This is a genomic window from Pandoraea norimbergensis (assembly GCF_001465545.3).
Taxonomy (GTDB): Bacteria; Pseudomonadota; Gammaproteobacteria; order Burkholderiales; family Burkholderiaceae; genus Pandoraea; species Pandoraea norimbergensis.
The window spans coordinates 3,529,140-3,549,627 of record NZ_CP013480.3 but is presented as its reverse complement, the minus strand read 5'-3'; the positions used below and the strand labels follow the sequence as shown (position 1 = coordinate 3,549,627).

The 20,488-nt window shown below is 63.3% G+C and carries 17 protein-coding genes and 3 tRNA genes; 8 read left to right on the top strand and 12 right to left on the bottom strand.

The genetic code is table 11. From position 1 onward, the window contains the following. Window positions 1-76 precede the first annotated feature (76 nt). The 3 genes from AT302_RS15520 to AT302_RS15510 all read right to left on the bottom strand — a co-directional run bounded on the left by AT302_RS15520 (window position 77) and on the right by AT302_RS15510 (window position 3,560). Window positions 77-1,726 (bottom strand): methyl-accepting chemotaxis protein, encoded by a 1,650-nt coding sequence (locus tag AT302_RS15520; RefSeq protein ID WP_058379194.1) that lies wholly within the window; start codon window positions 1,724-1,726, stop codon window positions 77-79. Window positions 1,727-2,011: 285 nt separating this feature from the next. Beyond that, on the bottom strand, window positions 2,012-3,181 hold the full coding sequence (locus AT302_RS15515; protein ID WP_237171940.1) for a WD40/YVTN/BNR-like repeat-containing protein: 1,170 nt from the start codon (window positions 3,179-3,181) through the stop codon (window positions 2,012-2,014). Window positions 3,182-3,290: 109 nt separating this feature from the next. Further along, complete coding sequence (locus tag AT302_RS15510; protein WP_058379193.1) at window positions 3,291-3,560, bottom strand: MoaD/ThiS family protein; 270 nt, start codon at window positions 3,558-3,560, stop codon at window positions 3,291-3,293. Window positions 3,561-3,881: 321 nt separating this feature from the next. Here AT302_RS15510 and AT302_RS15505 point away from each other — a divergent pair, with 321 nt between their 5' ends. After that, entirely contained in the window at window positions 3,882-4,292 is a 411-nt protein-coding gene (locus AT302_RS15505) for a hypothetical protein (RefSeq protein WP_157125800.1), read from the top strand. Between the two features lie 123 nt (window positions 4,293-4,415). After that, window positions 4,416-5,777, top strand: a complete 1,362-nt coding sequence (locus AT302_RS15500; protein ID WP_084656258.1) for a HipA domain-containing protein — start codon at window positions 4,416-4,418, stop codon at window positions 5,775-5,777. Between the two features lie 4 nt (window positions 5,778-5,781). Here the strand turns inward: AT302_RS15500 and AT302_RS15495 are convergent, their stop codons facing one another. The 8 genes from AT302_RS15495 to AT302_RS15460 all read right to left on the bottom strand — a co-directional run bounded on the left by AT302_RS15495 (window position 5,782) and on the right by AT302_RS15460 (window position 9,175). Continuing rightward, window positions 5,782-5,970 carry a glycine zipper 2TM domain-containing protein gene (locus AT302_RS15495; RefSeq protein WP_058379190.1) on the bottom strand — a complete coding sequence of 63 codons (189 nt, stop codon included), beginning with the start codon at window positions 5,968-5,970 and terminating at the stop codon, window positions 5,782-5,784. A 349-nt stretch (window positions 5,971-6,319) separates the two neighbouring features. Next, window positions 6,320-6,395, bottom strand: a tRNA-Lys gene (locus AT302_RS15490). 65 nt (window positions 6,396-6,460) lie between these two features. After that, window positions 6,461-6,536: transfer RNA gene (locus AT302_RS15485), tRNA-Lys, on the bottom strand. Window positions 6,537-6,595: 59 nt separating this feature from the next. Next, window positions 6,596-6,671 (bottom strand) — tRNA-Lys (locus AT302_RS15480). 72 nt (window positions 6,672-6,743) lie between these two features. Further along, window positions 6,744-6,929, bottom strand: coding sequence for a hypothetical protein (locus AT302_RS15475; RefSeq protein ID WP_058379189.1), 186 nt, complete (start codon window positions 6,927-6,929; stop codon window positions 6,744-6,746). Window positions 6,930-7,103: 174 nt separating this feature from the next. After that, a complete protein-coding gene (locus AT302_RS15470) occupies window positions 7,104-7,343 on the bottom strand; it encodes a hypothetical protein (RefSeq protein ID WP_058379188.1) in 240 nt (79 codons plus the stop codon). Between the two features lie 582 nt (window positions 7,344-7,925). Next, window positions 7,926-8,543: a LysE family translocator gene (locus AT302_RS15465; protein ID WP_058379187.1), complete on the bottom strand. Its 618-nt coding sequence runs from the start codon at window positions 8,541-8,543 to the stop codon at window positions 7,926-7,928. A gap of 164 nt (window positions 8,544-8,707) precedes the next feature. After that, window positions 8,708-9,175, bottom strand: a complete 468-nt coding sequence (locus AT302_RS15460) for a rhodanese-like domain-containing protein (protein ID WP_058379186.1) — start codon at window positions 9,173-9,175, stop codon at window positions 8,708-8,710. Between the two features lie 478 nt (window positions 9,176-9,653). Between AT302_RS15460 and glnA the strand changes: the two genes are divergently transcribed. From glnA to AT302_RS15430, 6 genes are all read left to right on the top strand, one after another. Continuing rightward, the gene (gene glnA, locus AT302_RS15455) at window positions 9,654-11,069 is read left to right on the top strand and encodes a type I glutamate--ammonia ligase (protein WP_058379185.1); all 1,416 of its coding nucleotides are present in this window, start codon (window positions 9,654-9,656) and stop codon (window positions 11,067-11,069) included. Between the two features lie 224 nt (window positions 11,070-11,293). After that, window positions 11,294-12,424, top strand: coding sequence for a nitrogen regulation protein NR(II) (gene glnL, locus AT302_RS15450; RefSeq protein WP_058380356.1), 1,131 nt, complete (start codon window positions 11,294-11,296; stop codon window positions 12,422-12,424). A 61-nt stretch (window positions 12,425-12,485) separates the two neighbouring features. Further along, complete coding sequence (gene ntrC / locus AT302_RS15445) at window positions 12,486-14,072, top strand: nitrogen regulation protein NR(I) (RefSeq protein ID WP_058379184.1); 1,587 nt, start codon at window positions 12,486-12,488, stop codon at window positions 14,070-14,072. Between the two features lie 60 nt (window positions 14,073-14,132). After that, window positions 14,133-15,014 (top strand): dTDP-4-dehydrorhamnose reductase, encoded by an 882-nt coding sequence (gene rfbD / locus AT302_RS15440; protein WP_058379183.1) that lies wholly within the window; start codon window positions 14,133-14,135, stop codon window positions 15,012-15,014. A 295-nt stretch (window positions 15,015-15,309) separates the two neighbouring features. Beyond that, entirely contained in the window at window positions 15,310-18,288 is a 2,979-nt protein-coding gene (locus AT302_RS15435; RefSeq protein WP_174554612.1) for a pentapeptide repeat-containing protein, read from the top strand. A 236-nt stretch (window positions 18,289-18,524) separates the two neighbouring features. Continuing rightward, window positions 18,525-19,517: a flagellar brake protein gene (locus tag AT302_RS15430; protein WP_058379181.1), complete on the top strand. Its 993-nt coding sequence runs from the start codon at window positions 18,525-18,527 to the stop codon at window positions 19,515-19,517. Window positions 19,518-19,670: 153 nt separating this feature from the next. Here the strand turns inward: AT302_RS15430 and xth are convergent, their stop codons facing one another. Continuing rightward, window positions 19,671-20,450 (bottom strand): exodeoxyribonuclease III, encoded by a 780-nt coding sequence (xth, locus tag AT302_RS15425; protein WP_058379180.1) that lies wholly within the window; start codon window positions 20,448-20,450, stop codon window positions 19,671-19,673. Window positions 20,451-20,488: the final 38 nt, after the last annotated feature.

Genomic DNA, 20,488 nt, shown 5'->3' with positions numbered 1-20,488 from the left:
CCCCGAAGACCAGCAGCCACGGGGCTTTGCGACCGACTGACGCAGGCGGTCGAGCCGCCTGCGTCAGCCTGCTTCATCAGGCGATGTGGCGCTCGCGGGAGAAGGCGAGCACGGCACCGCGCGGGGTGTTGGCCGCGGGTGCCAGGTCGTCGCCGTCATGCATCGGGTTCAGGGCCTGCCCGCCGGGCAACTGGAACACGGCGACGGCTTCGCGCAGGTTGCGCGCCTGATCTTCGAGCGAGCCGGCGGCAGCCGTGGCTTCTTCGACGAGGGCGGCATTCTGCTGTGTGACCTGATCCATCTGCATCACGGCGGTGTTGACCTGCTCGATACCGCCAGACTGCTCTGCCGATGCCGCAGAAATCTCACCCATGATGTCGGTCACGCGCTGCACGGCCTGCACGATGTCGGTCATGGTGCGGCCAGCCTCGCGCACTTGCGACGAGCCGTCTTCGACCTTGCCGACCGACGTCTCGATGAGCCCTTTGATTTCCTTGGCAGCGGCCGCGCTGCGTTGCGCCAGCGTACGCACTTCACCGGCCACGACAGCGAAGCCCCGGCCCTGTTCGCCCGCACGGGCCGCTTCGACGGCGGCGTTGAGCGCCAGAATATTCGTCTGGAAGGCGATGCCGTCGATCACACCGATGATGTCGTTGATTTTCGTCGAGCTGGCCGCGATTTCCTGCATCGACGAGACAGCACGCTCCACCACGCGGCCGCCTTCGCCCGCAATCTCCGACGCATTCGCGGCCAACTGGCTGGCTTGACGCGCGTTGTCGGCGTTCTGTTTGACGGTGGCCGTCAACTGTTCCATCGACGATGCGGTCTCTTCGAGCGATGCTGCCTGCTCCTCGGTACGTGCCGACAGATCGGTATTGCCGGCGAGCAATTCGCCGGAGGCCGAGGCAATCGCCGCCGTGCCGGTGCGCACGCGACGCACAATCTGATCAAGACTTTCATTCATGTGTTTGAGGGCCGCCATCAACTGGCCGGTCTCGTCGCGGCTCGTGACCTCAATGCGGCTCGTCAGGTCGCCTTGCGCCACACGTTCGGCAATCTGCACGGCGCGCGCGATCGGGCGCGTGACGCTGCGCGTGACCGACCATGCCGCCCCAATCCCCACGATGGCGGCGGCCGCCCCAATGGCAGCGAGCAACCACTTGGCGAAGACAATGTCGGCGCTGGTGGCCGCACCGGTCTCGTCGACGATCTTCTGCTGGAGTTTGACGAGATCTACCGCCTCGGCCTGCATGGCATCGAGCGCGGGCAGGGCCTCGCGCTCCACCACACCGAGGGCCGCTTCGCGCTGGTCGGCGGCGAGTTGGGTGTTCACCGCGGTGCGGGCTTTCTGGAATGTCTCGTTGTGCTGACGGATGCTGGCCAGCAGCGCGCGGCCGTCGTCGGAGGTGACGTATTTGTCCAGCACCTGCTGGGCTTGGGCGATGCGCGCGAGGTTCACGTCGATGCGCTCGTTGTACGTCTTGCGCAGCGCCGCGTCGTTCGTGGTGAAGACTTCGAGCAGACGGCGTCCGTTGCCGCGCACCATGGCGTCGATGGTGTGGGCCGCATCGGCCTTGGACCAGGCGCTGGTCAGCAGCATCTCGTTGGCGCGTTCGATCGCCACGAAACGTACCAGCGCGATGGTGAGCATGGCGAGCAACAGCACCAGGAGGGTGCCGAAGCCGATGGCCAGCCGGGTCCGGATTTTAAGGTCGGCGATTCGCATAGGGAATGACTCCGTTTTAGGGATGTGATGTCGCAGCGTCACGGGTGACGTGACGTCTTCGACGTTGCGAGGAGTGGTCGCCGGGCTGCCGCGGCACGCGTCAATACAAGGGATACGGTACGACGCGACGTTGGCTCACGCGCCGGGTTCGACACGTGTGACATGTCCGGCGACGCGTGACGGGGGGATTCGAGGGAAGCCAGTCCGTCTACCTTCGTATACGACTTGAAATACGACTCTCTGAAGGTGTCTGACAAACGAACGGGGTAAACGCCGACATGAATCCTATACAAACCTGACGGCGTAAATGGGGGGGAGATGGGTGCTCATGCAGTGCCAGCGCTCGCCCGCGTCTTCGCTGATCCACAGGGCGCCGGTGGTCGAACCCATGGCGAGCGTGCGCCCGCTGGCGTCGACATCGAGCCCGTGCCGGTAGATCAGGTCGTAGGACGGTGTATCAGGCAAGCCGTGGGCGAGGGTGGTGAAGGTTTCGCCGCCGTCGCGGGTGCGGGTGACGACGAGACGGGCGTCGACGGGAATTCGGCACGCGTCGCGCTGCGCGGGCACGAACCAGGCGGTATCGGGGTCATGCGGATCGACCGCCGCGGCAAAGCCGAAGCTCGACGGCAGGGCATGAATGCGGCGCCATTGCGTGCCGAAATCGAGGCTGCGGAAAATGCCGTTGTGGTGCTGGGCCCATAACGCGTTAGGGGCGGTGCGGCATTGCACCATACGATGCACGTCTTGCGCATTCGGATCGAGACGACGCTCCGGCGGCATGTAATCCGCCTCCATGCCGGTGGCGGCAAGCGACCAGGTTTGACCGTCGTCGCGAGTGCGCCAGACGCCGCCCGTCGAGATCGCCACGATAACGTGGCGGCTGTCGTGAGGATCGATGCAGATGGAGTGCAGCCCGGGGTGATCGTAGCCGCCGCCCATCCATTCGGCCCGCTCCGGCCGGTCCCACAGGCTTTGCATCAGATGCCAGTGCTCACCGCGATCGGGCGAGCGGAACAGTCCGCCCGGGATCGTGCCGGCCCACAGCACGCCGGGCGCATCGGGACCTGAGGCTTCCAGTGTCCAGAGGAGTTCAACGCTGGGGGCTTGCGGGTCGGAGGGTGTCGGGGGCGCTGACGTCGTCGCACTCGCCTTGTCGTTGGCGCTGGTTGCGTCGGTCCCTGCGCCTGTCCCGTCGGCTTGCGCGAAGGCGGGCGGGGACAGTTCGGTCCATTCGCGAGCGCCGGCCGCTTTGCGCCAGAGCTTCACGCCGAAGTGCCCGAGATTGAGGGCTGCATAGTCGGTGCCGTCACGCGCATCGTGCAGTACTGCGCTCACGGGTTCGCCCGGAAACTCAGGGGTGCTGGAGACCAACTGCCAGCCCGACGCCTCACGATGCCAGGTGAACAAACCCTTGCGGGTGGCGACCCGCAGCGCGGGTCTGGTGTCGCTTTCCACGATCCTCCTCCTCGGCAGTCTGCGGTTAGCTCACCCGTTGGGTTGGCCGCGCAAGCCGACTCGCGCATGTCGCCGCATCTACCTTTTTTCAGTTGATAAATTCGTGCGCTCATCCGCCAGACAGGGCTTGCGCAACGTACACGCGGCTCTGCGCGTTGAGGGCATCGCTCAGGTGACTGCGGTCCTTGATCAGATGACCGTCGACAAAGACCGCGACATGCGCGCGCAAACGGCCCTGATCGTTGAAGAGATAACCGCGCAAGCCGGGCGCCCGCGTCATGCACGTGGCGAGCGCGGATTGCACGTTGGCACCGTCGACTTGCTGTTCATCGACGGGGACGTGACGTTGAATTGCGGGTGCAAACGTGACGGTTGCCATGTCTCAGTGTAGACAACGGCGCGTGGCCTCGTAGTGCGCGTTGCAGTGCTGTTGCGCGATGGCCGCGTTGTAGCTGTCAGGGAATAACGCCCGCGCCGGGCTTGCTGCGAGCGCTGCGGCGTCAATCAAGGTGTCGAGCGTGGCGACCGATGCAATGCATCCTTTGGTTAACGACCCGTGAGTTTCGGAGCGCGTGAAGCGTGACCCCGGGGCGCGGCATCGTATATCGGACACTCCCCAACCCCATTCACCGCTTTATTGTTCACCATTATCGGAGTGCCCGCGAGCGCAGTGCCGCAGGCCAACACCGGGGAGTTACTGATGGCAAAGAGCAAAGCACGAGATATCGGGATGGGTCGTTGGTCGGACGCAGCGATCCGGCGGCAATTGCGTTTGCACCGGGCGGGCGAGCCGTCGCAGACGGAGGATTCGACGGTTAAGCGGCCGCCGGCGCTGGCGAAATGCGAGGGGCACTTCGTGTGGCTAGGCCGGCAGGCGGCCTTTGTCGGGCGGCAGGACGGGCACTTGCCCGGCGGCGGCCGGCACTACGCAGTATGCACGTCGCAGGCCAAGCGCTTCGATAGCGTCGATGCAGCCCGCGCAGCGGTGGAGGCACTGGCGGGCGATGCGATGGTGATGTATGCGTACGCGTCCAACGGGCCGCTATACATCGTGGGCGGGGAACCCGCATGGCAGGGCGGGCCGTTAACGTCGGCCAACGGCTGCGCGTGATCGGTGGGATAGAACCTTCCCCTTGGCCAATGAAACCTTGACCAGGGGCAGGTTCGTGCTAGTCTTGAATTATTCATGAACTATTCATGAACTATTCAATTCTGCGCTGAATCGAGGTGTTTCATGTCCGAATCATCACTCCGAATCGAAGCCCTTCGCCGCTTTCTACGCCATGAAACAAGGACTGCGCAGGAAATTACTACCGCACTGTCCATCGGCCAGCCAACGCTTTCCCGAACGATTCGAGATGCTCCTGAACTATTCACGAGCTTTCGTATTTCGGGAGATCGAGTGCCCAAATACGGGCTGTTGCGGCAGTTGCCCGGTGGGTTGAATCCGCGTCAAACGGTGTATCGCGTGTCGATGGACGGCGCGATTGAACCGGCTTCGCAAATGGAATTTCTTGAGGGCGGAGGTACCGTCGAGCTTTCCGGCCTGAGGAATACGCTTTACGCGGGCCTGCCGCCACACATGGCCTTTGCAGCGCCCTCGGGTTTCCTGGGGCGCCAAGTCGCCCGAAACGCTGCTCTGGAGATGCAATTTCCTGAGAGTCTCCGGGACTGGAGCGACGAGCAGCGCATCGCGTATCTCTTCACGCGGGGGCTGAACCTGCCCGGCAATTTGATCTACGGGGATACGTCGCTGCAAAAGGAGATGGCGTTTCGACAACTATCGCCGGTAGCGTCGGCGGAGAAGGTGAGTGAATACGATGCAATGGCGAATCAACTCAAGGATGCGTCCTTTGGGTCAAGCGCCGGCGGTGAGCAACCGAAGTTTCTTTGTCTGACGGAAGACTCAGGACACGTGATCGTGAAATTCGCGAAGCGGGGCAGCCGCATGGCTGACCTGCTCTGTCTGGAGCATCTTGCGCTGGACGCGCTAAGCGTAGCGGATGTGCCGGCGGCGCACACGAACGTTTTGGTTTCGGATACCTACATTTTTCTTGAGGTGCAGCGCTTTGATCGCGTGGGGCGTTATGGTCGAATCGGCATGTTGTCGGCAGGGGCCATCGACGATGAGTACTTTGGCAAGCGCGATACGTGGTCCGAGTTCGCCGCGCGATGCGAACAGGCGAAGTACCTATCGGAAGGCGAGGTGTTGAAGATTCACGTCATGGCCGCATTCAGCGAACTCATTGGGAACGGTGACCGGCATTTCGAGAATATTTCGGTACTACTGGATGGGCGCGGCCGGTTTGAGCGTGTGGCACCCGCCTATGACATCTTGCCCATGCGCTACGCCTCTTTGGGCGGCGGAGTGGACCCTGATCTTGCGCCGATCACGCCGAAAATCGGCACGATCGGCGCAAGACCCCACGTTTGGGGGCGGGCGATTCGGGCCGCAGAAGTTTTTTGGGGAAGTGTCACGCATGACACTTCCCGGTTGCCGATCCCGCGTGCTTTCAGGGAGCTTGCTGTTTCAAACCTGAGCGCAGCGCGGGATTTTGTGGCTCCGCTGATTCCAGGCGCGCCAAGCGGAATCTAACGGGTTACTTACCCAACTCGTGACCGATCACGCCGCCGACTACGGCGCCGCCGATGGTGCCTGCGGTGCTGCCGCCAGTAGCTTCGTGGCCGATGACGCCGCCGGCTGCGGCGCCGCCGAGTGTGCAACCGACGATGGACGCGCCCATGATGAGCGCGGTGGCCAGAACCAGAATCGACTTCGCCGTCTTCATGATGTGTCTCCTGTAGCGAGTGTCAGCCGCGTTTCACGTATTACACGCGTAGCCATTTAGCGCGCGGCGGTATGTGTACAGCTTAGTTGTCGCATCGCGCGTGCACTATCGGCTGAAACTGAATCGGCTGTAGGAATAGGACGACAGACACTGCGACGGGAGACTTGGGACGCGAGGGGAGTAGATGCCGGCGCGGGAATGTAATGCAGGGCGTGCGCGGGAGAAGTGGCACCGCAGAAACGGCACCGCAGAAACGACACCGCAGAAACGACACCGCAGAAACGACACCGCAGAAACGACACCGCAGAAACGACAAGGGCCGCACAGTGTGCGGCCCTTGAAGGGTATCTGGTGGGGCGTGAGTGACTCGAACACTCGACCTACGGATTAAGAGTCCGCTGCTCTACCAACTGAGCTAACGCCCCGGTGTTACCGGGAACAAAAAAGACTGCAAGTGACAGCCTTTCTCGGCGCCGTTTTCGGTATTGCTTGGTGGGGCGTGAGTGACTCGAACACTCGACCTACGGATTAAGAGTCCGCTGCTCTACCAACTGAGCTAACGCCCCGATGCAACCGGGAATAAAAAAGGCTGCACGGCAAAGCAGCCTTTCTTCAAAAATTCGTTTGGTGGGGCGTGAGTGACTCGAACACTCGACCTACGGATTAAGAGTCCGCTGCTCTACCAACTGAGCTAACGCCCCAACGAGACCGAGATATTATCGGCTCTTCCGCATGGGGTCAACCCTTAATGATGAAATTCCGCAAAAAAGCTCTCACGCGAGCAGCGGGACGAGTTCGAATGCCAGCACGGCAAGCACTGCCCCCACCACGACCAGCAGCGAACGCCAACACATTCGCACGGCTCCCTTGCACGGCATCGCGCCGACGACAATCGCTCCGAACACCGCAATCGCAAACATGACGACGAGTTGCGCATTGGAAAGGTGGGGCATGACCATGGTCCATCTCCCGGTCGATATCACGCGACTAAAGACGCGATTCGAGTATAGAAAATGGCTCGCCCCAAGCAAAGCGGCGCGGCAACCGGGATTTCCCCAGTGGCCGCGCCGCGTGCGATGCGTTTGGACCTGCGCTACGGAGTGCTCATCGGCACCGTGCAGCGCAATTGCGCATTAGTCCGGCAGGTCGAGAATCAGGACGATCGTCCATGCATCTTCGCCTTCGTGGTGATACTGGCGCTCCACCACGACGAACGGCTGCTTCTTGTCGCCCTGACCGAGAAACAGCACGTCGCCTTCGGCCGGCATGCATTCGATCGGCGGCAGCGCGATGGGCGTGTCCTTCTTGATGATCCGCTCGGCCTTTTTCGCTGCGCGTTCGGTCCACTCGATATCGAATTCGATTTGACTCACCGGATGATCCTGTCTATGCAAATTGAAACGGCAGCATGGTAGCACGCAGTGCACGTGCCGCTACGAAAAAAGCCCGCTCCCTGGGCGAGGGGCGGGCAGAAAGTCCCATGCGAGCCACGCAATAGCGCAGGACGCACGGCGACAGGAGATGCGCCCGAAGGCGTCGTCGGCGCCTGCCCCGGCCAGAGGGGAAGAGGACTGGCCGGATGTGCTTGACGATGCCCCGGAAAGACGCGGGCGCGCGCCTGTCGACGGACCCTACGACACCGATACCGGGGTGATATCGATGTGACGTAAAGAGGTGACGCAGCGCAAGCCGGAGATGCCGTCCGACTTGCGTGCGTCGTGTCGCGTTGTCGCGATACAGCTGAGGGGGGCGACAACGCAACGAGGGCCGAAGGTCGTACGCCTGCGGACTGTCGCAGGCGGCCGACGCATGTGAGTGACGAAGGGGAAGTGCGCATTGCCCTGCGCTAACTGCATCACCCACGCCACGAGTGTAGAGGCCGGGCGATGGGGGAGAAACCGCAATTGAGCAAATGAACCCCTCCGCTTGACGCAACAATGCGGGAGACGTTCTGGTTATCGCGTCGCGATGGCGACCGCTGCACCAGCCATCACCGTGCCGGTGGCCCGGTTGAGCCGGCGCACGGCGCGGGCCGAACTGAGCAGGCGGCGCGCACGTGCGGCCAGCAGAATGTAGCTGCCGAACACGATCGTGAGCACCGAAAGCGTCACGCCCACGACTTCGAAATAGCCGAGCGCGGTGATGCGTTGCAGGTCGAGCAAGTTGGGCAGCAGCGCGAAATAGAACACGACGACTTTCGGGTTGCCCAGCGTGACCGACAAGCCACCGAGAAACAGCCGCCACGACTTCTCGCGTGGGGCGTTCGTCATCGGCTCTGCCGGGGCCACGGCCGGAGCGTGCCACATCTTCCACGCCAGATAGAGCAGGTAGGCTGCACCCGCGTACTTGATCGCCAGAAACACACCCGAGAACGTATGGGCCAACGCCGCCACGCCAAGCACCGCCAGCGTGAGCCACACGACGTCGCCGATCGCGACACCTGCCGAGAACGCTACGGCGCCTTGCATGCCGCGTCCGAGCACGCGCGCCACGATGGCGGCGATGCCGGGGCCGGGCGTTCCCGCACCCACGAACAGCGCGAGGGCGAAAGTCAGCAAATGGGTCCAGTCCATGGGGGATGTCTCCTTGCGGCGATGCGTCGTTGTTGGGCTTGCTTGCGTTGTTCGATCGGTTGTTCGGGTTACGTAGCGACGTAACCCGATGGCTTCACTCGAGCGGGAACGCTCCGAATTGGGGAATCAATGCTTCGATGCTTCGATGGCTTGTCGCAGCGATCTCACGCGCCCAGCCACGGCAGCCTGCGGAAGCACCAGCCGCTCACGTGCTTGCGATGGCCTGCGCTGTCCTTATCCCCTTCGAAGCCTTCGAGAATGTCGAACGATTGCGCATAACCGGCTTCATAGGCCACTTTTGCGGCAGCCTTCGAGCGCGCGGCGCTGCGGCATAGGAACAGCAGCGGCGTGTCTTTGCTGGCGGCCTGCGACGCCAGTTGCTCAAGAAACTGCTCGTTCGGCACGCCGCCGGGGTAGCGCACCCATTCCACGTTGACGTATTGGCCGTCGGGCACCTGCGGGCGGCCCACCCAGTCGAGTTCCGCGCGCGTGCGCACGTCGATCAGACGCACCGCCGGATCGGCTTGCAGCAGCGCCAGCGCTTCTTCCGGGGTCACGGCGCCCGAATAGGCAAGTTGGCCGGCGGCGCGGCGTTGGGCGGCTTGTTCGAGAATGGCTTTCGCGCTTGTCATATTGCTGTGATCTCGTTGGTCGAAGGTTGACTCTCATTCTAGCGTGCACTTTACGTCACATACATAGCCGATCGCGCGCGTATCGGAGGATGCCCACGTGTACAGACGGTGCATTCGGATGCACAATTTCGGGTCGGTGCAAATCGGCGACCGGCACCTAAAAGGTGCATAATTCGCCAATGCACCAACATGGGGTTATTTTGGTGCGATCTGCACCAAAACGGCACCACGAAGGAGAATCGCCGCCCGGGAACGGGAATTCTTCCGCCGGCAATCGCTCAATTCATTATTTCCTTAGAAATCAGAGGGAGATAGGGCGAAACCCGGACGGAAACCGCCATGCGGCGATAGCAGTATCGGTGGCTGGCACGCTTCGTGCTAATCACTGGTGAATCCGAACACGGAGTTCGTTAAGAGGGTGCGGCGACGCTGGTGACTAGCGCCGGCAGCGCCAGTATTGAATCTTTCGGGAGATAGCATGAGCAAATCAGTGGCAGATGTGTTGAACCTGGTGAAGGAAGAAGATGTCAAGTTCGTCGACTTCCGCTTTACCGACACGCGCGGCAAAGAACAACACGTCTCGGTGCCGGTGTCGCACTTCGACGCCGACAAGTTCGAAAGCGGTCACGCTTTTGACGGTTCGTCGATCGCCGGCTGGAAGGGCATCGAAGCCTCGGACATGCTGCTGGTGCCGGACGCCAACACGGCCTACATCGACCCGTTCTATGAAGAAAGCACGCTGGTGCTGACTTGCGACGTGGTTGAGCCGGCTGACGGCAAGGGCTACGACCGCGACCCGCGCTCGATCGCCAAGCGCGCCGAAGCGTACCTGAAGAGCACGGGCCTGGGCGACACCGCCTTCTTCGGTCCGGAGCCGGAATTCTTCATTTTCGACTCGGTCCAGTGGGGCACCGACATGTCGGGCACGTTCGTGCGCATCGGCTCGGAAGAAGCACCGTGGTCGTCGTCGAAGGACTTCGAAGGCGGCAACACCGGCCACCGTCCGGGCACGAAGGGCGGCTACTTCCCGGTCGCACCGGTCGACACGTTCCAGGACATGCGCTCGGAAATGTGCCTGTTGCTCGAACAACTGGGCGTGCCGGTTGAAGTGCACCACCACGAAGTCGCCGGTCAAGGCCAGAACGAAATCGGTACCCGTTTCTCGACGCTGGTGCAACGTGCCGACTGGACGCAGATCCTGAAGTATGTGGTGCAGAACGTTGCCCACAGCTACGGCAAGACGGCCACGTTCATGCCGAAGCCGATCGTTGGCGACAACGGTTCGGGCATGCACATCCACCAGTCGATCTGGAAGGATGGTCAGAACCTGTTCGCCGGTAACGGCTACGGCGGTCTGTCGGAATTCGCGCTGTACTACATCGGCGGCATCATCAAGCACGCCCGTGCCCTGAACGCGATCACGAACCCGTCGACGAACTCGTACAAGCGTCTGGTCCCGCACTTCGAAGCCCCGGTGAAGCTGGCCTACTCGGCCCGTAACCGTTCGGCATCGATCCGCATTCCGTACGTTGCCAACCCGAAGGGCCGCCGCATCGAAGCGCGCTTCCCGGACCCGATGGCCAACCCGTACCTGGCCTTCTCGGCCATGTTGATGGCCGGTCTGGATGGCGTGCAGAACAAGATCCACCCGGGCGAAGCTGCCGACAAGAACCTGTACGACCTGCCGCCGGAAGAGGATGCAAAGATCCCGACCGTGTGCTCGAGCCTCGAACAGGCGCTGGAGTACCTGAACGAAGACCGCGAGTTCCTGACCCGTGGCGGCGTGTTCACGGACGGCATGCTGGATTCGTACATCGCACTCAAGAGCGACGAAGCCCGTCGTATCGCGATGACCACGCATCCGCTCGAGTTCGAGATGTACTACTCGCTGTAATCGAAGCGCTGCGCAGGGAATGCGCCGGCATGACGGAACGCCAGCGGCCGACCGTCATGCTTGCAAGCCAGAGGGGGATGGCCGCGGCCGTCCCCCTTTTTTATCCCTGCGTGTCGTGACCGGCACTGCCAGTCACCAGGTTATCCACCATGAATTTATCGCCTCGATCCTTGATGAAAAGTGTGCGTGCCGGTGCCCGGCCGAAGGGCGAGACGCAAACGGCAATGGTGTCTGCCGATGCAAGCGCGGAGCCGTTGCTCGCGCAGAGTGATGATCCGTCGGCCGTGAAGCTCGCGGCGACCGGTATTCTGCCGGGGCTCGAAGCGTTGCCGACCGTGCTGTTGGTGCTCGAAAAGCACACGCTGCGCGTGGTGTTTGCGAACCCGGCGGCCGAAGCGTTGCTGGCGCTCTCGCGCCGCTCGCTGTCGCAGATGACGTGGAACGATGTGTTCACCAACGGCGACGTGCTGGCGTCGACGATGGTCGAGCTGATCGCCAATCACTTTCAGACCACGCGCCTCGATTTGGTGCTTGAACGCACCGCGCAGGAGCCTTTGCATACGCACGCGATCGTGGCCGCCCCCGAGGCAGCGCCCGATTTCGTGATCGTCGAGCTGATCGAGAACGAGCAGAAGCTCAAGAACGAGCGCGAAGAACGCATCATCGATCAGGCGTTGATGAACAAGCAGCTCATCCGCAACCTGGCGCACGAGATCAAGAATCCGCTCGGCGGCATTCGTGGTGCGGCGCAGTTGCTGGAGTTCGAGTTGGATCAGCGCGAATTGCGTGAGTACACGCAGGTCATCATCAAGGAGTCCGACCGGCTGCAAACGCTGGTCGACCGGCTGCTTGAGCCGCATCGCCATCCGTATATCGCCACCGACGTGAACATTCACGAAGTGTGCGAGCGCGTGCGCTCGGTGGTGCTGGCCGAATTTCCGCAGGGGCTGTCGATCGAGCGCGATTACGACGTGAGCCTGCCGGACTTTCGCGGCGACAAGGAGCAACTGATTCAGGCGCTTCTGAACATTGTGCGCAACGGGGCCGAGGCGTTGCGCGAGCAGATTGCACGTGGCGACGCACGCATCGTTTTACGCACGCGCGTGGCAAGAAAGATCACGATTGCCAAACGTTTGCACAAGCTGGCATTGGAATTGCATGTCATCGACAACGGGCCTGGTATTCCCGCTGACATTCGTGACCGCATCTTCTATCCGCTCGTCTCCGGGCGCGAAGGGGGAAGCGGTCTGGGACTCACACTGGCGCAGTCGTTCGTACAGCGTCACGACGGTCTGATCGAATGCGAAAGCCGGCCCGGACGGACGGATTTCCGAATCCTGCTGCCCCTGGGCTGATGCGGCCCTCACGCCGTCGGCCGTACACCTGCGGCCGGGCATAGACGTTACACGGTGAACAATGAAGCCGATCTGGATAGTAGACGACGACCAATCGATTCGATGGGTGCTTGAGAAGGCGCTGACACGCGCCAACTTGCCGGTGCGCAGCTTTACCGGCCCGCGCGAAGCCAGCGCTGCCCTCGAACACGACTCGCCGCAAGTGCTGGTCTCGGACATCCGCATGGCGGGCGGTTCCGGGCTCGAGCTTTTGCAAATGGCGAAACAACGCCACCCCGGCCTGCCGGTCATCATCATGACGGCGTTCTCGGATCTCGACAGCGCCGTTGCCGCGTTTCAGGGCGGGGCGTTCGAATACCTCGCCAAGCCCTTTGACGTGGATCGTGCGGTCGAACTGATTCTGCGGGCCGTGGAAGAAAGCCTGCGCGAAGCGACCGACGACGAGCGCATCACCGAAGAGCCCGAGATTCTTGGGCAGGCGAGCGCGATGCAGGACGTGTTCCGCGCCATCGGCCGCTTGTCGCATTCGAGTGCGACGGTGCTCATTACTGGTGAATCGGGCTCGGGCAAGGAACTCGTTGCCCGCGCGCTGCACCGGCATTCGCCGCGCGCTGCGGGGCCGTTCATCGCGCTCAATACGGCGGCGATTCCGAAAGATCTTCTGGAGTCCGAGCTGTTCGGTCACGAGCGTGGCGCGTTCACCGGTGCACAAGCCACCCGGCGCGGGCGCTTCGAACAGGCCGAGAACGGCACGCTGTTTCTCGATGAAATCGGCGACATGCCGCTCGATCTGCAAACGCGTCTGCTGCGTGTGCTCTCGGACGGCAACTATTACCGCGTGGGCGGGCACAGCCCGATCAAGGCGAACGTGCGCGTGATTGCCGCGACTCACCAGAATCTGGAAGATCGTGTGCGGCAGGGCCTGTTCCGTGAGGATTTGTACCACCGCCTCAACGTCATTCGCCTGCGCCTGCCGTCGCTGCGTGAGCGCAACGAAGACATTCCGCTGCTGGTGCGTCACTTCCTGCAAAAGAGTGCACGCGATCTCGGCGTCGAGACCAAGCGCATCAGCGAGGGCGCGCTCAACCATCTGACGCGCTTCCCGTTCCCGGGCAACGTGCGGCAGTTGGAGAACCTGAGCAACTGGCTCACGGTGATGGCGCCGGCACAAACCGTCGAAATCAAGGATCTGCCCCCGGAATTTCAGACGCTGGCACCAACTTCCATCACCGGCTCGGGTGCGCCCGCACCGGCTTACGCGGCGGCGGTAGCGGCGCCTGCAAACGCTGCGGTCAGTTCGCCGGTCGGTGGTGTGGCGGGTGCAGCGGGTGCCGGATACGCGGGCGCCAACGGCATGTCCGGTGGCGCGGGGGCTGCTGTCCCGCAGAACGGTGCGAATGGCGCATCGACAGCGGGTGATGCGGCGGGGGCGGATAGCTGGGAACCGATTTTGCGGCGCGAGGTGGCGAGGTTGCTGCGCTCGGCATCGCCGGATGTCATGGACCAGTTGACGCGTCGTTTCGAGACGGCTCTGATCAATGAGGCACTCGACTTCACGCGGGGTCGAAAAGTCGAGGCGGCAAGCCGTCTGGGCATCGGCCGCAACACTATTACCCGCAAGATTCAGGAGCTGGGGCTGGAAACCTGAAGGTAATCGCGGTAGGCTCCCCTGTTTCACCGATCCGATCCGAGACAAGGGAGTCGCACCATGACGAGACGTATCCTGCTGACAGGCGCCACCGGACAAGTAGGCTGGGAATTGGCGCGTTGCCTGCAAGGCATGGGCGATGTCTACGCACCTGCGCGTAGCGAGATGGACCTGCTCGACACCGATAGCGTCGTGCGTACGATTCGTGACTTCGCCCCCGACCTGATCGTCAATCCGGCCGCCTACACGGCCGTCGATCGGGCGGAAACGGAAGAGGCGGCGGCGTATCAGGTCAATGCCGTGGTGCCCGGCGTCATGGCCGAGCAGGCCAAGCGTCTCGGCGCACTCGTCGTTCACTATTCCACCGACTACGTTTTCGATGGCACGTCCAGCGTGCCGTATCGTGAAGAAGAACCCACCAATCCGCAGAATGCCTACGGCCGCACCAAGCTGGCTGGCGAAGCGGCCATTGCGGCAAGCGGCGCGAACCACCTCGTGCTGCGCACGAGCTGGGTATACGGCAACCGCGGTGCCAACTTTCTGCTGACCGTGCAACGACTGGCACGCGAGCGCGACGAACTGCGTATCGTGGCCGACCAGCATGGCGCCCCGACCTGGTGTCGCACGATTGCCGAGTTGACCGCGCAGACGCTGGCACAAGGGTCGAACGAGCAGGGCTTCGACGCTGACTTCTGGCATGAGCGCAGTGGCGTCTACCACCTGACGGCGGCAGGTCAGACGACGTGGCACGGTTTCACCGAGGCCATTCTCGATCTGAGCGCGGCGGAGAAGCGTCCGAACGTTGTGCCGATTCCCACTTCGGCGTATCCGTTGCCGGCCAAGCGCCCGGCGTATTCGGTACTCGACAATGACAAGCTCGCTCGCACGTTTGGCGTACGCGCACCCGACTGGCGCGACGCGCTCAATCTCTGCCTCGGCTGATGCCGATGCGCTGGTAGCGCGACCGACTTCGGTGGCGCGGGCAGCACTGGGCAGTCCAGCGTGATACCGGGCGGCACAACGGGTTTCGACTCGGTGCCGCCCGATTTTTTTGTGGCGTTTGCGGCGCAACGCCGCACTTCTCGTTGACGGTATCCCACGCCGTAACGCCAAGGATGCCCCTCACGTGCCGGCGTACTAATTCGGAATTTACCCAACGCGCTGGTCCGGTTTCCTTCGGCACCATGGTCGCTTTTTGTTCGCGTCACGCATGAGCGTGCGCGACAAGGAGCCACACATGGTCCTGTTCTCAAACGCATCAGCCCCCACTCAGCGTTACCCGAGTGTCCGCCCGTCCGAGTGCATGCCGGCAGAGGGCGCGGTGTCCTACCACGATCTTGAGCAACGAAGCGCAGCGCCTCCGGAAGCGTTACGGCGGTTAATTCTGTGCGCAGACAAAGACGAGCGCCGCACGATTGGGCAACAGGTGGCGTGGCTGGTCCATGTGCTTGGCCCGGACGCCGGGACATCGACGCGGCACGCTGCTTCGGATCGCTCGGATCGACACGCCGAACCCGCTTTGACGGGCCGGGCATCGCAGGCCGCCTTGCCATTTGACGAGCAGGCGTTGGCGCGCGCATGGCGTTTGCGCTTCGCCCATTTGTCACCTGACGGCAACGTTACCGGTGCGCTGCGTGCACTGAAGCAGTGGTGTTGCGAGTCTCAGGCTCAGGCGCAGGCATCGACTCACGCCGCCGCTGCGACGGCGGCAACCCGGCCAACGCAGTGGCACTGGGTGGCCCTGGCAGACGCCGACGGATTCGACGTGTCGCGTTGCCGTCACACGCCGGTGCGCGAATGGCCGGCTGCGGTGATGGGCGTTGCGCTGACGATGACCGACCTGCGCAACGCCAACTTGCCCGACCTCTCGGTGCCGATGGCTGACTTGCGCGGCGTGCAGGCCGCCGGGGCGCAGCTGAGTCATGGTTGCTTCGACGGCGTGCAGTGGGGTGGCGCATCGCTTAACGGCGCAACGCTCGACCGTACGCGCAACGTCGGTGCCGATTTCGAAGGGGCTGATTTACGCGAGGCCACTTTTCGGGCAGCAGACCTCAGTGGTGCGCGACTGTCGAAGGTCCGTGCACAAGGCGCCGATTTCCGCTTCGCGGCATTGACGGGGGCGGACTTCAGCGACGCCGGATGCGATGCAGTAGCGTTCGCACACAACCGGCTCGACGATGCGTCGTTGCAGCGCACCCAGTTGCGGCGCGCGAGTTTTTACGACTGCCATGCCACCGGCATACGCTTGACGGGCGCGAGCGCGGCGAAGTCTCAATGGGACGAAGTGACGATGGCGAGGGGCTGCGTGGCGGGGGCAGATTTGCGCCGCGCGGCGTTCCGGCACTGCGAACTCACTCGCTTGAATGCGCGGGAGGCGAAGCTCGATGGCGTGTTGTTTTTCGCGTGTGATTTGCGAGACGCGCATTTCGGCGGTGCAAGCCTGAACGATCTGCGCGTCGGCCCCGGTTGCCAGTTGGGTGGCACGCAGTGGCAAGGGGCGCGCATACGGCTCGACGCCGATTGGTTGCGCGCGCTCTCACCCGGGGCGCTCGACGAGGTTGTGCAGTCGTGGATGACGTTGCCGTTCGACCAGCCAGCGCTGCGTGCCGATGTCTTCGGGCAGGTGTTGCGTGCGCTGGCGGGTCGCTCGGGCGTCATGCCGTCATGGATCGGTGAGGCCTCACCGTCAGTGCCGTCGTTGGCGCGTCTGCGCATCGATGTGCAACACAGTGAATGGTTGGGTCGGCTGCTGGCCGCAGAGCCTGCACTCGGCGGTGTGGGCGAGCTCGATGGTTTTGCGCACTTGCGCGCGCAGTGGCTCACACGGGCCATTGATGACCTGACCGCGACACCGTTGAACCGGGTGCACGCGGCCTGGGTGTTGCCCGCATTGCTTCAGGCGTTGCTGGCGCATTGTCTGACGCATCCCCCCGAAGCCGTCTGGCCGTTCGCCGGCGCGGTTTGCCAGACGCTTTACTGGGCGCAGGCGGGCGTTGGGGGTGTCGCAGATGCTGAGACGCAGGCGTTGCGCAAGGCGTGGCACGACGCGTTGCCGGCGCATCTGCACAGTGCGTTGTCCGTCGACGGCACGGATGCCTTCGGACCGAAGTCCTTCGTGCTGATCAGTGCCGATGGCCGTGTTGGCATGCGTGTGCCGCAGCAGCTTCTGGCGGTGGGGCTCGAGGGTGACGCCCGCGACGGCGAACCCGCGGCGCAGACGGCGTCGACGGTGTCGAATACCGCGCACGCGACAGCATCTGAACCTGTGGTGCGAGGCGCGTCGACCGGCTGGCAGTGGCTGGGCGTTCGGGTGGCGACGTGCGAGAACGGGGCGGACGGCGTGGCAGACATGGGTAACGTGGACGGCCCGTATGCACCGGGTGATATGTCGCAACTCCATACGCTGATCCGCGACTTTGGATGTTTCCGTGACATCTGGCCGACGGAGCGTACGTTGTCGGCCTTCGTCCGCTTGCTCGGCAGGTGGCTTGGCGATGCGGGCGGTGATGCCGCGAATGCCATTCTCCATAGCGATACCGTGCCGGGCGCGCCGCTGCCATCCGTGGCGTTGTCGACGTCGGATCGCGTCGATGCGCTGGTCGGGAATGCCGCACGGCCGGACAGTGAGCGATTGCGACCCCTCGCACATCTCGATATCGATGACGTATTCCGGGCGGTCACGCTGACGCCGCCGCAGACCGAGGTAGCTGGCACATCCTCCCGGCAGGCCATACAAGCGACGCAACGCACGAGATTACTGGCGGTCGCAGCCGGGTTGACGTGGCTGGCCGTACAGCCGGAATGTCAGGCGACGCGCCACGCAGGCGCGCACGAGCCCCCCGAAAGCGCGCGTTTGGCGAAGAAGATGCCGGAGCAGACGGCCGACTTGCTCAAGCACTACGCACTGGCGGCGTTCAACGATGCTATGAGCCACGAGCGCGTATGGCGTGAGCTTCCGCAAAGCTGGGGCTTGCGTGCGAACCTCGCCGACCCTGCCTGTGATGTCGAGACCTTGGCAGGGGCCTTGGCCGGCTGGCTGGCCAGCCCCGCGATACAAGGCACAGCGGGGCTCTCGGGTTTGCTTGCGCAGACGCTGCCGTGGTTCTGGCTGGCCCGGCTGCCGCTCACACCTGCCGATACGGCGGCCTTGCTGGCCACGTCACAGTCGGCGAACACGACCGGAATGACGCCAATTTCACCCGATAATGCGCTGTAAGGATCGGGGCGCTTTCGTGGTACAAAGATGAACGCGCAATGCGCTGCCCGTCAGGGCGGCGCTTCCGGCCGGCCGGAGGCGCGAAGTTTGTGTAGGTTGGCGACATTTGTGGGGTGTTGGCCACGGATGACGGTGCAAAGAGGGTCGCCCAAGACGTGGCCCCGGGTGCCGGAATGCGGGGAAGGTCAATGCCTTGTTCCCAGGCTCTCAAGGGGTTTGTAACCCTCTCAGGCATCATGCAATCGACTTGTATCGCGTCAGGCTATCCGGGGTTCGTGGCGGTCAATCGCCGCGAGCTTGACGCACATGTTCCACTCTCCTGGCCTTTGTTCGACGCCGACGGTACGCCGTTGCTGGCGGCCGGCGAGCGTTTGCCCTCAGAGGCCGATCTCGATTGGCTGTTCACCATGTTCGCGCCGCACCGGCCGCTGCCCGAAGGGGCCAGCACGGGCGAAGCGGCAGGACGCAGCGAGGCCGCCAATTCGGCATCGCCGCTCGACACGGCCTCTTCCAGCGCTTCGACGGTGTATCTGCACGGCTTGCCCGTGCCGTTGCCGATCGGCGCGTGGTTGCAGGTGCGTGTGGCACCCGATGCCGAAACCATGCGGGTGCGCGCGCGGTTGATCGGCCGGGCACCGAACGGCATGCTGATCATCACGCCACCGGCGGCGGGCGACACGCGGCTGCCTGTGGCCGCTGGCGACAAGCTCGCCCTCTGGACGTTTCCCGGCGACAACCTTTACGAGTTCACGTGCGACGTGCACAGCGTGCACCACGGGCCGTTCGATTACGTGGTGCTCTCGCGGCCGTCGCAGGTGCGTGAGACGCCCGTGCGGCGCACGCCGCGCGTCGATACCCGGCTGGTCGCGCGACTGTCGCCGCTCGACGAAAGCTCGCGCGCGTCGTTCACGCGCATGCTGGCCGACCCGGAGGACACCCCGGAGTGGCTGGTGCTTGTGCGCGACATCAGCGCTGACGGCGCGGGCATTGTCGCCAAGACGGCGTTGCCCGACGGATGCACCCACGTGGCCATGCAGTTCCGTGTGCCTATCGGTGCGGATGTCGTGCCGATTCTCGGCATGGCGGCTGTGCGAGGCACGGAAGGGCCGCGTGCCGACGGGACGTGGGTCTATGGGCTGGAGTTCATGCAGATGGATACGCGCAACAAGGCGGCCATTCGCTGCTACGTGTATGAGTCGCGGCTGACCGATCCGCGCGCGAGTCAGTAGCCCGCGGTCCTGCGGCGCTCGCGTGATGCGAGCGTCGGCAGGCCAATAAAAAACGGCACCGGATTTCGGTGCCGTTTTTGTTTGTCGCCCGAACAGTGTCTGTTCGGGTGGCATCATCCGATGCTGCAACGACCGTCGTTCCGGCCGTGACGTTCAGTCCTTGAACGTCGCCACCACTGGTGTGTGATCGGACGGCTGCTCCCACGTGCGCGGTTCGCGATCGATTTCGCAACCGGTGCAGCGCTCGGCCATGGCTGCGGTCACGAGGATGTGGTCGATACGCAGGCCCGCATTGCGGCGGAACGCGCCCATGCGGTAGTCCCACCAGCTGAACGACTTCTCCGGCTGATCGAACATCCGGAAGGTGTCGCGCAGGCCGAGCCCTTGCAGGCGCGCGAAGGCCTGACGCTCCTGCGGCGAGACGAGGTTCTGGCCTTCCCATTTGGCCGGGTCATGCACATCGCGGTCTTCCGGCGCGATGTTGTAGTCGCCGAGGAGTGCGAGTTGCGGGTGACGCTCGAGTTCGTCAGAGAGCCAATGCGTGAGGGCATCGAGCCAGTTGAGCTTGTACTCGAACTTGTCGGAGCCGACGGCCTGTCCGTTCGGGAAGTAGCCGCAGACCACGCGCACGCCGCTGACGGTGGCCGCAATCAGGCGGCGCTGTTCGTCGGCGAAATTCGGCAGGTTCATCACGATGTCGGTGGCTTCACCGGCCTTGGCGTGATTCACCAGCAGCGCGACGCCGTTATACGTCTTCTGCCCGGTGAAGTGCGAGGTGTAGCCAAGCGAGGCGATTTCCGCGATCGGAAAATTCTCGTCCGTGAGCTTGAGCTCTTGCAGGCAGAGCACGTCGACGGGATTGCTGCGCAGCCAATCCTGCACATGACCGACACGGACCTTGAGCGAGTTGACGTTCCAGGTGGCAATCTTCATGGTATAAGCGTTTTCTTTTAGTTTCAGGCACTTGCACG

Excerpts from the sequence above, each read along its gene's own strand:
- ntrC (WP_058379184.1), top strand. The coding sequence starts at position 12,486 with ATGAAGCCGATCTGGATAGTAGACGACGACCAATCGATTCGATGGGTG.
- AT302_RS15435 (WP_174554612.1), top strand. The coding sequence starts at position 15,310 with ATGGTCCTGTTCTCAAACGCATCAGCCCCCACTCAGCGTTACCCGAGT.
- xth (WP_058379180.1), bottom strand. The coding sequence starts at position 20,450 with ATGAAGATTGCCACCTGGAACGTCAACTCGCTCAAGGTCCGTGTCGGT.
- AT302_RS15475 (WP_058379189.1), bottom strand. The coding sequence starts at position 6,929 with ATGGTCATGCCCCACCTTTCCAATGCGCAACTCGTCGTCATGTTTGCG.
- AT302_RS15520 (WP_058379194.1), bottom strand. The coding sequence starts at position 1,726 with ATGCGAATCGCCGACCTTAAAATCCGGACCCGGCTGGCCATCGGCTTC.
- AT302_RS15505 (WP_157125800.1), top strand. The coding sequence starts at position 3,882 with ATGGCAAAGAGCAAAGCACGAGATATCGGGATGGGTCGTTGGTCGGAC.
- AT302_RS15460 (WP_058379186.1), bottom strand. The coding sequence starts at position 9,175 with ATGACAAGCGCGAAAGCCATTCTCGAACAAGCCGCCCAACGCCGCGCC.
- AT302_RS15500 (WP_084656258.1), top strand. The coding sequence starts at position 4,416 with ATGTCCGAATCATCACTCCGAATCGAAGCCCTTCGCCGCTTTCTACGC.
- AT302_RS15510 (WP_058379193.1), bottom strand. The coding sequence starts at position 3,560 with ATGGCAACCGTCACGTTTGCACCCGCAATTCAACGTCACGTCCCCGTC.
- AT302_RS15465 (WP_058379187.1), bottom strand. The coding sequence starts at position 8,543 with ATGGACTGGACCCATTTGCTGACTTTCGCCCTCGCGCTGTTCGTGGGT.
- glnL (WP_058380356.1), top strand. The coding sequence starts at position 11,294 with ATGGTGTCTGCCGATGCAAGCGCGGAGCCGTTGCTCGCGCAGAGTGAT.
- AT302_RS15495 (WP_058379190.1), bottom strand. The coding sequence starts at position 5,970 with ATGAAGACGGCGAAGTCGATTCTGGTTCTGGCCACCGCGCTCATCATG.
- rfbD (WP_058379183.1), top strand. The coding sequence starts at position 14,133 with ATGACGAGACGTATCCTGCTGACAGGCGCCACCGGACAAGTAGGCTGG.
- glnA (WP_058379185.1), top strand. The coding sequence starts at position 9,654 with ATGAGCAAATCAGTGGCAGATGTGTTGAACCTGGTGAAGGAAGAAGAT.
- AT302_RS15430 (WP_058379181.1), top strand. The coding sequence starts at position 18,525 with ATGCAATCGACTTGTATCGCGTCAGGCTATCCGGGGTTCGTGGCGGTC.